Origin of the sequence: Microbacterium sp. BWR-S6Y, assembly GCF_041379845.1 — a bacterium.
GTDB lineage: Bacteria > Actinomycetota > Actinomycetes > Actinomycetales > Microbacteriaceae > Microbacterium > Microbacterium hydrothermale.
Genome location: NZ_JBFECV010000008.1, coordinates 68394 through 80311 on the forward strand (window position 1 = coordinate 68394; position 11918 = coordinate 80311).

Annotated in this window: 10 protein-coding genes; 6 read left to right on the forward strand and 4 right to left on the reverse strand. The window is 72.6% G+C overall.

The genetic code is table 11. The features are described from left to right. Positions 1-117: 117 nt before the first annotated feature. The 4 genes from AB1K56_RS15895 to mtnK are packed head-to-tail and all read left to right on the forward strand — an operon-like array spanning position 118 to position 5013. Positions 118-1212: a substrate-binding domain-containing protein gene (locus tag AB1K56_RS15895; RefSeq protein WP_136587292.1), complete on the forward strand. Its 1095-nt coding sequence runs from the start codon at positions 118-120 to the stop codon at positions 1210-1212. Next, on the forward strand, positions 1209-2771 hold the full coding sequence (locus AB1K56_RS15900; protein ID WP_371206446.1) for a sugar ABC transporter ATP-binding protein: 1563 nt from the start codon (positions 1209-1211) through the stop codon (positions 2769-2771). The genes AB1K56_RS15895 and AB1K56_RS15900 overlap by 4 nt, the downstream gene beginning before the upstream one ends. Continuing rightward, positions 2768-3820, forward strand: a complete 1053-nt coding sequence (locus tag AB1K56_RS15905; protein WP_371206447.1) for an ABC transporter permease — start codon at positions 2768-2770, stop codon at positions 3818-3820. The genes AB1K56_RS15900 and AB1K56_RS15905 overlap by 4 nt, the downstream gene beginning before the upstream one ends. After that, positions 3817-5013: an S-methyl-5-thioribose kinase gene (mtnK, locus tag AB1K56_RS15910; protein ID WP_371206448.1), complete on the forward strand. Its 1197-nt coding sequence runs from the start codon at positions 3817-3819 to the stop codon at positions 5011-5013. Before AB1K56_RS15905 ends, mtnK begins: the two co-directional genes overlap by 4 nt. 209 nt (positions 5014-5222) lie before the next feature. Here the strand turns inward: mtnK and mtnB are convergent, their stop codons facing one another. The 3 genes from mtnB to AB1K56_RS15925 are packed head-to-tail and all read right to left on the reverse strand — an operon-like array spanning position 5223 to position 7722. Next, positions 5223-5855 carry a methylthioribulose 1-phosphate dehydratase gene (mtnB, locus tag AB1K56_RS15915; RefSeq protein WP_371206449.1) on the reverse strand — a complete coding sequence of 211 codons (633 nt, stop codon included), beginning with the start codon at positions 5853-5855 and terminating at the stop codon, positions 5223-5225. Next, entirely contained in the window at positions 5852-6553 is a 702-nt protein-coding gene (mtnC, locus tag AB1K56_RS15920; protein ID WP_371206450.1) for an acireductone synthase, read from the reverse strand. The genes mtnB and mtnC overlap by 4 nt, the downstream gene beginning before the upstream one ends. Next, positions 6550-7722 carry a hypothetical protein gene (locus AB1K56_RS15925; RefSeq protein WP_371206451.1) on the reverse strand — a complete coding sequence of 391 codons (1173 nt, stop codon included), beginning with the start codon at positions 7720-7722 and terminating at the stop codon, positions 6550-6552. The genes mtnC and AB1K56_RS15925 overlap by 4 nt, the downstream gene beginning before the upstream one ends. Positions 7723-8011: 289 nt before the next feature. Here AB1K56_RS15925 and ddaH point away from each other — a divergent pair, with 289 nt between their 5' ends. Beyond that, on the forward strand, positions 8012-8896 hold the full coding sequence (gene ddaH / locus AB1K56_RS15930) for a dimethylargininase (protein ID WP_371206452.1): 885 nt from the start codon (positions 8012-8014) through the stop codon (positions 8894-8896). After that, positions 8893-10110 (forward strand): ornithine--oxo-acid transaminase, encoded by a 1218-nt coding sequence (gene rocD / locus AB1K56_RS15935; protein ID WP_371206453.1) that lies wholly within the window; start codon positions 8893-8895, stop codon positions 10108-10110. Before ddaH ends, rocD begins: the two co-directional genes overlap by 4 nt. A 155-nt stretch (positions 10111-10265) precedes the next feature. Here rocD and AB1K56_RS15940 read toward each other — a convergent pair whose 3' ends face one another. Continuing rightward, positions 10266-11819 (reverse strand): molybdopterin-dependent oxidoreductase, encoded by a 1554-nt coding sequence (locus tag AB1K56_RS15940; protein WP_371206454.1) that lies wholly within the window; start codon positions 11817-11819, stop codon positions 10266-10268. Positions 11820-11918 lie beyond the last annotated feature (99 nt).

The window sequence follows — 11918 nt, forward strand, 5'->3', positions numbered from 1 at the left end:
ACAAAGTGCAACCTCGACTAACCGGCGTTGCGTGGCTGCTGCTTGACTGCTCGACGGCCGACCGGCGCAGCATCCGGACGGGCCCTCGCACCCGACTCCTCGACGAAGGGGACCACCGTGTCCGTTCGATCCCACCGCTGGGCGACGCTCCTGGCGACCGCCGGCATCGCCGCCCTCGCCCTCTCCGGCTGCGCGCAGCAGAACACCGCCGCTCCCGCGGCCTCGGCTGCTCCCGTGCAGAAGGTCGACAACCTGCCCGCGCCGTTCGACGGTGCGCCCGTGAAGGTCGCTCTCGTGCAGCAGTCCGGCGCCGGTGACTTCTTCACCGCGTGGACGGCCGGCGCGAAGGCGCAGGCCGCCGCGATCAACATCGACCTCACGGTGTACGACGCCCGTAACGACAACGCCAAGCAGGCATCCGACCTCGAACAGGCGATCGCGTCCAAGCCCGCCGCGATCATCGTCGACCACGGTCAGACCGACACGATCGAGTCGCACGTGCACGACGCGGTGGATGCCGGCATCCCGGTCATCGTCTACGACCTGGCCCTGAACGACCCCACCGGCGTCATCGTGACCTCGCAGTCCGACGCGTCGATGGCGCAGGGCGTGCTCGACCAGCTCGTCGCCGACGTGGGCGACGGTGCCAAGGTGGGCCTGGCGAGCACCGACGGCTTCGCGCCGCTCGAGCGTCGCAAGAAGGTGTGGGACGAGGTCGTCGCCGAGCACGGTCTCGACCAGCTCTTCTTCACCGGCAAGGTCACCGAGTCGACCGCGACCGACAACATCCCGCTCATCGACGCCGCCCTCAAGGCGAACCCCGGGATCCAGGCGATCTTCGCCCCCTACGACGAGATCACCAAGGGCGTCGTGCAGGCCGTGCAGCAGAACAACCTGCAGGACAAGGTGAAGGTCTACGGCATCGACATCTCGAACGCCGACATCGAGGTCATGACCGCCGACGGCAGCCCCTGGGTCGCCACGAGCGCGACCGACCCGTCCGCAGTGGGCGCCGGTGTCGTGCGCGCACTGGCGCTGAAGCTCGCCGGTCAGCTCGACGAGACGAGCGTGCAGTTCCCCGCGATCACGATCACCCGGGACTTCCTGCTCGAAAAGGGCATCACCAACGTCGCCCAGCTGCGTGAGGCCGAGCCCTCGCTGCTGCTGAGCGACACCGTGGTGGCCGACTGGCTCCCCGCGATCTCGGGATGACCTCACCCCGGCACACCGACGCCGCTCCGGCCGACGACACCCCCGTCGTCCGCCTGAGCGGCGTCGGCGTACGCTTCGGCAGCAACCAGGTGCTGCGCGACATCTCGCTGTCCCTGCACCCCGGGACGATCACGGCGCTGCTGGGGACGAACGGCGCGGGGAAGTCGACGCTCATCGGCGCCGTCTCGGGGGCCAACGCGGCGTACAGCGGGGAGATCGCCGTGGAGGGCGCCCCCGCGCGCCTCGGATCGCCCGCCCGCGCCCGCCGCGCCGGGATCGAGACGGTGCACCAGCGCATCGCCGACGGCATCGTGCCCGGGCTGAGCGTCGCTGACAACCTCGCGCTCACCGACCTCGCGACCGGCGGCCACCGACTCGTCCGCCGGGCCGAGGCCGAGCGCATCGCCCGCTCCGCCCTCGAGCGGCTCGGCCTGTCGTGGAGCGACGAGGTGCTGCGGGCCGACGCCGATCGCCTCGGCACCTCCGACGCGCAATTGCTCGTCCTCGCCCGCGCCCTGCGCTCGACCCCGCGCCTGCTCATCCTCGACGAGCCCACCTCGGCGCTCACCGCCGCCGAGGCCGACCGCCTCTTCGCGGTGCTGCGCACGCTGCGCGATGAGGGGCTGTCGATCCTCTTCGTCAGCCATCGCTTCGGCGAGATCGAACGCCTCGCCGACCGCATCGTCGTGCTGCGCGACGGGCGCCTCGAGCTCGACGCGCACCGGCCCTTCGACTGGCACGCCGCGCTCGAGGCCATGCTGGGCGTGCCCACCGAGCTGCAACAGCACGTCACCGAGCCCCTCCCGGCCGGTCGTGACGTGCTCGCCGTCGAAGGGGCCGTGCTGCTGCCCGGCGCCGAGCCCCTGACCCTGAGGGTCGCCGGGGGTCAGGTGACCGGCATCCTGGGTCTGCTGGGGGCGGGCAAGACCGAGCTGGCCGAGATCGTCGCCGGGGTGCGCCCGGCCGCCGACGCGCACCTCTCGCTCGACGGCGAGCCGTATCGCCCGGCCTCTCCCGCCGCCGCGATCTCCGCGGGAGTCGTGCTCGTGCCCGAGGACCGCCAGCGGCAGGGCATCCAGCCCGGATGGTCGATCGCGCGCACCGTCGGTCTGCCGGTGCTGCACGCCCTCTCGCGCGCGGGGGTCATGGCGACCCGGCGCGAGCACCTCGCCGCCGAGGAGGTGATCGACGCCTACGGCGTCGTGGCCCCCTCCGCCGACGCGCACGTCGACGATCTGTCCGGCGGCAACCAGCAGAAGGTCATCGTCGGCCGTTGGCTGCGCACCGACCCGCGTCTCGCGCTACTCGACGAGCCGTTCCGCGGCGTCGACATCGGCGCCCGCCGCCGCATCGGCGACGCCGCCCGCGCGCGCGCCGCGTCGGGAGCGGCGGTCGTGGTGCTTTCGAGCGACGTCGACGAAGTGCTCGACGTCGCCGACCGCATCATCGTCCTCGTCTCGGGCCGCATCGCGCTCGACACTCCCGCCGGCGTGCTCGACCGGGCGCGGATCGTCGCCGCGCTCCTCGACGACCCCGGCCACCGGAAGGAAATCGCATGACCAGCGTGTCCACCGCCGCGCCCGCGCGGGCGGGCCTCGGCTCCCGCGCCGTCGATGCCGTCGCGAAATGGGGCTTCGTCGCCGTCACGGTGCTGCTCATCGTGTTCTTCGCGCTGACCGAGCCCGCGTTCGCGACGATCGACAACGTCTTCGGGATGCTCAAGTACATCGCCCCGATCGGCATCGCCGGCCTCGGGGTGACCCTGGCCATGACCGTGGGAGGTCTCGATCTCTCCGTCGGCGCCAACGCCGGTTTCGCCGTCTCGATCGCCGCGTGGACCATGGTCATCGGCAACCAGGTGGGCGGGATCGCCGTCGGCGTAGTCCTGATCTCGGGGGCGTTGATCGGCGCGGTCAACGCGGCCCTCATCGTCTTCGCGCGCATCCCCGACCTGCTCGCGACCCTCGCCACGATGTTCACCGTCGTCGGGCTCAAGCTCATCATCGTGGACGGCAAGTCGATCTCGTCGCAGATGACCCTCGACGACGGTACGACCGCTCCCGGGCGCTTCACCCCCGACTTCGTGTGGTTCGACCGCGGGTCGATCGGCCCCGTGTCGGTTCCCGTGCTGCTGTTCCTCGGACTGACCGTGCTGCTGTGGTTCGTGCTCGACCGCACGCGCTGGGGCCGCGCGCTCGCCGCCGTCGGGTCCAATCCCGAGGCCGCCCGTCTCGCCGGCATCCGCGTGCGGGCGTACCGCGCCGCCGCGTACATCGGCTGCGGCATCCTGGCATCCATCGCCGGTCTCGTGCTGGCGGCGCGCATCGGCCAGGGCGACGTCTCGGCCGGCAACAGCCTGCTGCTCGACGCCGTGGCCGTCTCGCTCGTGGGTGTCTCGGTGCTCGGCATCGGCCGGCCCAACGCGTGGGGGACGGCGCTGGGTGCCGTCCTGATCGCGGTCATGGTCACCGGCTTCTCGATGCAGGGACTGCCCTATTACATCCAGGACTTCGGCAAGGGCGTCGTGCTGCTGGTGGCTCTGCTGTTCAGCTTCACGTTCCGCCGTCGCAAGACCACCATCGTCGCCGGGAGCACCACCGCATCATGACCCTCCTCACGCAACAGCTCACCGTCGACTCGGTTCCCGCCTATCTCGCGGAGCGCCCGCACCTGTCGGGGCCGGTGGACCCGGCATCCATCGTCTCGGTCGACGAGGTCGGCGACGGCAACCTCAATCTCGTCTTCATCGTGAAGGATGCCGCAGGCCACGGCGTGGTCGTGAAGCAGTCGCTGCCGCACGTGCGCGTCGACCCCTCCTGGCCCCTCACTCGCGAGCGGGCGGCGCGCGAAGCCGTGGTGCTGGGCGTGCACGAGCGGATCGACCCGGCGCACGTGCCGGCGTTCCACGGCTTCGACGCCGAGAACCTCGCCCTGTCGATCGAGGATCTCAGCGATCACGCCGTGTGGCGCGGCGAACTCATCGCCGGACGCCTGCACCCCTACGCGGCCGCCCAGCTGGGCCAGTACGTGGGGGCGGTGGGCTTCGCCACCAGCGTGTTCGGCACTCCGGGACCCGAGCGCCGCCGCGCCATCGCCGCCGCGACCAACCCCGAGCTGAGCGAGATCACCGAGGACCTCGTCTTCACCGAGCCGTACGTCGATCACGAGCACAACGGGTGGCTGGAGGCCAACGCCGGCGACGTGCGCGAGCTGCGCGCCGACGCGGTCTTCGTGCGCGAGATGGGCCTGGCCAAGCAGCGGTTCCAGGAGAGCACGCAGAGCCTCATGCACGGCGATCTGCACACCGGTTCGGTCTTCGTGCGCGCGGAGGGCGAATCAGTGCGCGCGTTCGACTCGGAGTTCGGAACCTACGGCCCGACCGGGTTCGACCTCGGCGCCGTGTGGGCGAACCTCCTGATCGCCGCGGCGCGCGCGCAGGTGCTCGGTCGTCCGGCCGACGCCGAAACGCTGCTGGCTCTGCCGGTCGAGCTGGTGGACGCGTTCGAGGCGGAGTTCCGGCGCCGCTGGCCCGACCGGGTCGACCCGCGCGTGTACGGCGACGAGGTGCTCGAGCGGACGCTGGCGCAGGTGCGCTCGGATGCCGCGGCCTACGGAGCGGCCAAAGCGGTGCGTCGCATCGTCGGGTATTCGAAGGTCGCCGACATCCTGACCCTGCCCGAGGCGGAGCAGGCCGAGGCCGCTCGCCTGGTGCTGCGCGCCGCGCGCACGCTGGGCACGGCGCGTCTCGACGACGCCGACCCGCGCGTGCTCACGGCGCGGACGGGGGAGCTGTTCGGCTGACGCCGGGCCGGGCCGTGGAGCGCGGGTGCGCGCCGGGGTGCTCCGCGCGCGAGGGGGTCGGCGTCGAGCCGGCCGGGGGACTCACCGATAAACGCTGTTCGTGCCGATGAACGCGAAGAGGCCGCGTTTCTGCGCACGAACAGCGTTCATCGCGCACCACGCCGGGGCGCCGCGGCTCGTCGCCCCGCCCCGCGCCGGATGCCACGATGTCAGCGCGTCGCGACGGTGAAGCGCAGCAGCCACTCGGCGATCTCGAGGTGGCGGCGGGCCGCGGCGACGTCGGCGCCCCACGCGTACATGCCGTGGCTCGCGACGATGAGCGCGGGCACCTCGGGCACCTCTGCCGTCGCGGGGCGGTAGACCTCGTCGAACCAGGCCGCCTCGACCGTCATGTCCTGGTGGTTGCGGATGACCGGAATGGTCACGGTCTCGTCGTGGGCGCGGTGGCCGATGCCCTTGAGCATCTCCATGTCGCGGATCTCGACGCCGCCCGGCCACCGGTGCCCGGCGACGACCGCGTCGAACGCGTGCACGTGGAACACCGCGCCCGCGCCGGTCCGCGCGGCGATGTGCGCGTGGAGTCCCGCCTCGGCGGAGGGGGGACGCGGGTCGTCGGCGTCGAGTGCCTCGCCGTCGGCGTCGATCAGCACGACGTCGCGGTCGGTGAGCTCGGACTTGTCGAGGCCCGACGCGGTGACCGCCAGCACCAGGGGGTCGCGGTCGACGACGATCGAGAGGTTGCCGGAGGTGCCGCGCATCCAGCCGTAGCCCGAGAAGCGCCGGGCCTCGGCGGCGAGGGCGGCGCCGGCCTCCTGCACGCGGGCGGCGAGGGGGAGCTTCATCGAGCGATCTCGATCCGGTCGAAGGATGCCACGGCATCCGTCGCGAAGTCGGACCCGGCCCACGGCTCCCCGACGCGGTCGAGCGCGACGACCTGCCAGCCCGCCGACAGCGCCGCGGCGACCTCGTCGGGGTGGTCGGTGAGGAACAGCGCGCGCTCGGGGGTGACGCCGAGCGCCGCCGCGATGCGGTCGTACGAGCCGGACTCCTTCTTCGGACCCGCGCTGACGGTGTCGAAGAAGTCCTCGACGAGCACCGTCAGATCGCCCTGCGGCGCGTGCCGGAACCACGGCACCTGCGACGCGATCGACCCCGAGGAGTACACGGCGAGGCGGATGCCGTCCTCGTGCCAGGCGCGCAGGCGCGGCGGGACGTCGTCGAAGAACTGCGAGTGGATCTCTCCCGCGGCGAAGCCCTCGGCCCAGATGATGCCCTGCAGGGTCTTCAGCGGCGTCGACTTCACGTCCGACGCCATGAGCCCGCGCAGCGCGTCGGCGACCTCGGCGTCGGTGGCGTCGGCATCCAGCCCCGTCTCGGCGATCGCGTCCGCGCGGGCGCCGCGCACGGTGTCGTCGTCGCGGCCGAGCACCTCGTCGAGGCGCGGGCGGGCGTAGTCGTAGAGGTCGCCGAGGATGAAACCGGCGGCGCTGGTGGTGCCCTCGATGTCGAGCACGACGACGTCGGCGGAGATGCGGGTCATGAAGGATCCTCGTCGGGGGTGGGGGACACGGGCCGGAAGGCGATCGTGTCGGGTTGAAGGGTGGCGGCCACGGGAGCCGGCCGCTCGGGGGATCGACGTCGCACGACGGTGACCGCCGCCGCGACCGGGGCGTCGGGGTCGGCGGTGAAGTGCTCGCCCACCCGGTCGGGGGCGAACGTGCCCCGGCTCGTGGCGATGCGGGTCACCAGGCGGGGCGGGGTGACGTCGAAGGCGGGGTACCAGGCCTCGGTCACGAGGGGGCTCGCCGTGCGGTGCCCGAGCACCTCGAGAACCTCGCGCGGGTCGCGATCCTCGATGACGATGTCGTCGCCGGTCGGCGCCCCGGGATCGGGGGCCTCGACCATCGCGATGTACGGGATGCCGAACGCCGCCGCCGCGGCCGCGTGCGCGAGCGTGCCGACCTTGTTGACGACGGAGCCGTCGAGGGCGACCCGGTCGGCCGCCGTCACGACGGCGTCGATCGGACCCGAACCGACGCCGTTCGGGGACGCGAGCGCGGCCGCGGCCATCCCGTCGGTGATGAGCGTGACCCTCTGATCGAGCTCCCGCAGCGAGTGCGCGGTGAGGCGGGCGCCCTGCAGGTACGGTCGCGTCTCGGTGGCGATCCACTCGATCTCGCGGCCGGCCTCGCGGGCGGCGGCCACCAGACCGAACAGATACGCGTCGGCCCAGCAGTGGGTGAGGATGCGCGGCGACTCGGGCAGCAGCGACAGCGTCGCGCGGCCCAGGCGCAGGCTCGCCTCGCGGTAGTCGCGGTCGACGGCGGCGGCGGTCTCGAGGGTCGCGTCCACGAGCGCCGCGGTGTCGTCGGCGTCGCGACCGGCGGCGAGGATGCGGGCGACCGCATCGCGCGGGTGCGCGTTGGTGGGGCGTGCGGTCGCGAGGGCCCGACCAGCGCGGCCCAGCGCGGTGCGGGCATCGGCGAGGGGGAGACGGGCCGCCTGCAGGGCGGCGAGCGCCATCCCGGCCGTCGCGGCGTAGAGCGGGCCGGAGCTCTGGGTGACCATGTCGCGGATCGCCGAGGCGACCTCGTCGGGGGTCGCGGCATCCACCCATTCCACGCGGGAGGGGAAGACGCGGCGGTCGAGGATGCGGACGATTCCTGCGGTCTCGTCGAGGACGACGGAATTCTCGAGCGTGGCGGACATCGCCGTCATCCTCCCATGTCGCCGGTGTCGCGGTGGGGTGCATGACGCCGTGCGACGGCGGGGCCGGCCCGGGGCGTTCGCGGCCGGACCCTGCGCGCGCCGTGCCGGTCCGCGAGGAACGCGCCCCCGCCGCGGCCTTCCCCCGCTCCCTCACCCGCCCGTGAGACAATGACCACGGCGTGCTCGGACCGACCTTTCCCCGCCACGGCGCCTCGAACGGCGTCACCGGGTCGAAGGGCCACCGAGCCCCAGGACAGCGTCCGCCGCACCTTTCCTCCGAGGAGCAGAGATGTCCGCTACCCCCACCGCCACCACCGCCGCGTCGTCGACCGGCGAGCGCGTCCAGCAGCACCGCCGGTACCTCATGTGCCGGCCCACGCACTTCACGGTGAGCTACAGCATCAACCCGTGGATGGAGCCTTCGCGCCCCACCGACACGAACCTCGCCGTGCAGCAGTGGCAGTCGCTGTACGACACCTACGTCTCGCTCGGCCACGAGATCGAACTGATCGATCCGCTCGAGGGACTGCCCGACATGGTCTACACGGCCAACGGCGGTTTCGTGATCGACGGCGTCGCGTACGGGCCCAAGTTCCGCTTCCGTGAGCGCGCGGCCGAGGCCCCCGCCTTCATCGACTGGTTCGCGGTGAACGGTTTCGAGGTCGCGGAGCCCGTCGAGGTGAACGAGGGCGAGGGCGACTTCCTGCTCGTGGGAGACACGATCCTCGCGGGCACGGGGTTCCGCTCCACCGGTGACAGCCACCGCGAGGTCGGCGAGGTCTTCTCGCGCGAGGTCGTGTCGCTCACGCTGACCGACCCGCGGTTCTACCACCTCGACACCGCGCTCGCCGTTCTCGACCCGGTCGAAGGCCCCGGCGGCGTCGAGAAGGCGAACATCGCGTACCTTCCGAACGCGTTCGACGAGCGCAGCCAGGCGATCCTGCGCGAGCGCTTCCCGGATGCCATCCGGGTCTCGGATGCCGACGGCTCGGTGTTCGGCCTGAACTCCGCGAGCGACGGCAAGAACGTCATCATCTCGCCGCGCGCGAAGGGCTTCGAGGCGCAGCTGCGCGAGCGCGGCTACACCCCCGTCCTGGTCGACCTGTCGGAGCTGCTGCTCGGCGGCGGCGGGATCAAGTGCTGCACCCTCGAGCTGCGCGGGGGCACCCGATGAGCACCGCCGTCGACGACCTCGGCGCCCAGCTGATCGCCGCCGAGGGGGCGCACCTCGCGCACAACTACCACCCGCTGCCGGTCGTCGCCGCGCGCGCCGAGGGCGTATGGGTGACCGACGTCGAGGGCAAGCGCTACCTCGACCTGCTGTCGGCGTACTCCGCGCTCAACTTCGGTCACGGGCATCCGGCGATCCTCGCCGCGGCCCGCGAGCAGCTCGAGCGCATGACCCTCACGAGCCGCGCGTTCCACAACGACCGCCTCGGTCCGTTCGCCGCCGCCCTCGCGCAGCTGTGCGGCAAAGACATGGTCCTGCCGATGAACACCGGCGCCGAGGCCGTCGAGACGGGCATCAAGGTCGCCCGCGCCTGGGGTTACCGCACGAAGGGCATCGCCCCGGATGCCGCGACGATCGTCGTCGCCAACGGCAACTTCCACGGCCGCACCACCACGATCGTCGGGTTCAGCGACGACCCGAGTGCGCACGACGACTTCGGTCCCTACGCCCCGGGCTTCGTGCACGTGCCGTACGGAGACGCGGATGCCATCGTCGCCGCGATCGACGAGAACACCGCCGCGGTGCTGATCGAGCCGATCCAGGGCGAGGCCGGCGTCGTCGTCCCGCCGGAGGGGTACCTGCGGCGCGTGCGCGAGATCTGCAGCGAGCGGAACGTGCTGTTCATCGCCGACGAGATCCAGTCGGGTCTCGGCCGCGTGGGCGAGACGTTCGCGTGCGACCGCGAGGGCGTCGTGCCCGACCTCTACCTGCTCGGAAAGGCGCTCGGCGGCGGGATCCTCCCCGTCTCCGCGGTCGTCGCGAACGAGGACGTGCTCGGCGTCATCCGCCCCGGTGAGCACGGCTCGACGTTCGGCGGCAACCCGCTGGCCGCGGCCGTGGGACTGCGGGTGGTCGAGATGCTGGCATCCGGGGAGTTCCAGACCCGCGCGAAGGCGTTGGGCGCGCACCTCGAGCAGAACCTGCGCACCCTCGTCGGCCACGGCGTGACCGAGGTGCGCATCGCGGGCCTGTGGGCGGGCGTCGACATCGACCCCGCCGTGGGCACGGGCCGCGAGATCGCGGAGAAGCTCCTCGCGCGCGGCGTGCTCGTCAAGGACACGCACGGGCAGACGATCCGCATCGCGCCCCCGCTGACGATCCGCGCGACCGAGCTCGACTGGGCGGTCGAACAGCTGAAGCACGTGCTCGCGGCCTGACGCGGGTCGGGGCTCGGGCTGCTCGGCGGCGGCGGGCGGCGAGACGGCATGCTGCTGACATTTCGGTTGCGGGGTGCTGCCGAGATGTCACGCGGCTGCAGTCTCGCTGCGCTGTGGCGCCGCGCCCCGACACCGGCCCGGCCGACCCGCCGCCGTCAGGCGACCGAGATCGTCATTTCGTCCCAACCCGTCGCGCCATCGGGGGCGGGAGGCGCCTCGTCGGAGGTCTGGGTCGTGCCGTCGGCCGAGATCGCGCGGCAGCGGGCGGTGTGCAGGCCGCTCGTCGCCTCCCACGGGAAGCTCCACTGCACCCAGGTGTCGGCCGAGATCGCGCTCGCGAGCGTCGCCGCCTGCCACGGGCCGTCGTCGATCTGCACCTCGACTCCGGCGACGCCGACGTGGTTGTGCCACGCGACACCGGCGATCACGGCGGTGCCCGCCTCGACGCGCGCGCCCGCTCGGGGCACGTCGATGCGCGACTGCAGCTTCACCGGTCCACGCTCCGACCACCCGCGCGGCGTCCAGTAGCCCTCGGCGCGGTCGTACCGCGTCACCTCGAGCTCGGTGACCCACTTCGTCGCCGAGACGTAGCCGTAGAGCCCCGGCACGACCATGCGCACGGGGAAGCCGTGCTCTATCGGGAGCGGCTCGCCGTTCATGCCGATCGCGAGCAGCGCATCGCGCTCGTCGGTCAGGGCCTCGAGGGGACTGGATGCCGTGAAGCCGTCGATCGATCGGGAGAGCACCATGTCGGCCTCGGCCGTGGGTCGCGCCCTGGCGAGGATGTCGCGCAGGGGCACGCCGAGCCAGCGCGCCGTGCCGATGAGCGAACCGCCCACCTCGTTCGAGACGCACACGAGCGTGGCCACCGTCTCCTGCTGCGGGAGGGCGACGAGGTCGTCCCAGCGCAGCACGACCTCCTGCTCGACCAGCCCGTGCACGCGCAGGCTCCAGGTCGCGGGATCGACCTGCGGCACCACGAGGGCGGTGTCGATGCGGTAGAAGTCGGCCGACGGCGTGATGACGGGGGAGAGGCCGTCGATGCCGAGATCGGCGGCATCCGGGACCGTCGTCGTGGAGACGGGCTGCGGCAGCCGCAGAGCGGAGCGCACGGCGCTGATCGCGCGGGCGCCGCCGCTCAGCGCGACCGAGCCGAACGCGGCGAGCGCCCCGGCCATCACCGCGACGCCGGACAGGGCCAGCACGCCGCGGCGCGTGACGCCGTCGGTCGCGGGATCGCTGTCGGGGGCGACGCCTCGGCGCGGTCGCCGCAGGCGGGCGATCAGCAGAGCGCCCGCGACGGCCGCCCCCGCGCCCGCGATGAGCGAGGGCACCGGAGAGAGCAGTCCCGCGTCGGCGCGCGTCATCGACACGACGGCGCCGAGAACGCCCAGACCCGCGAGCACGACGCGCCCCCACGGCGGACGACGGTTCTCGAGCGCCCCGGCCGCTCCCGCGACGATCAGCAGCAGCACCGCGATGCCGACGAGAAGGGCGGCCTTGTCGCCCGTCCCGAAGAGGTCGATCGCGAGGTCTTTCGCCCAGGCCGGGGCGAGGTCGATCATCGCGCCCCCGATCACCGCGAACGGACTCGCCGACGGAGCCGCGATCGCCGCGGCCAGCTCGCCGAGCCCCGCCCCGAGCACGGTTGCGGCGACCCCCGCGACGACGGCGGGCAGATCACGCAAACGGGAGGAAGCGGGGGCCACCCTCGGAGCATAGGGAGCGCGCGAGACCCCGGCGCCGACGGGGGCGGAACTCACAGACAATCGGCATCCGCCGATCCCGCCTGAGAGCCACCGAGGGGG

Coding starts and splice junctions, on each gene's coding strand:
- AB1K56_RS15900 (WP_371206446.1), top strand. CDS start 1,209: ATGACCTCACCCCGGCACACCGACGCCGCTCCGGCCGACGACACCCCC.
- mtnC (WP_371206450.1), bottom strand. CDS start 6,553: ATGACCCGCATCTCCGCCGACGTCGTCGTGCTCGACATCGAGGGCACC.
- AB1K56_RS15905 (WP_371206447.1), top strand. CDS start 2,768: ATGACCAGCGTGTCCACCGCCGCGCCCGCGCGGGCGGGCCTCGGCTCC.
- rocD (WP_371206453.1), top strand. CDS start 8,893: ATGAGCACCGCCGTCGACGACCTCGGCGCCCAGCTGATCGCCGCCGAG.
- mtnK (WP_371206448.1), top strand. CDS start 3,817: ATGACCCTCCTCACGCAACAGCTCACCGTCGACTCGGTTCCCGCCTAT.
- ddaH (WP_371206452.1), top strand. CDS start 8,012: ATGTCCGCTACCCCCACCGCCACCACCGCCGCGTCGTCGACCGGCGAG.
- mtnB (WP_371206449.1), bottom strand. CDS start 5,855: ATGAAGCTCCCCCTCGCCGCCCGCGTGCAGGAGGCCGGCGCCGCCCTC.
- AB1K56_RS15925 (WP_371206451.1), bottom strand. CDS start 7,722: ATGTCCGCCACGCTCGAGAATTCCGTCGTCCTCGACGAGACCGCAGGA.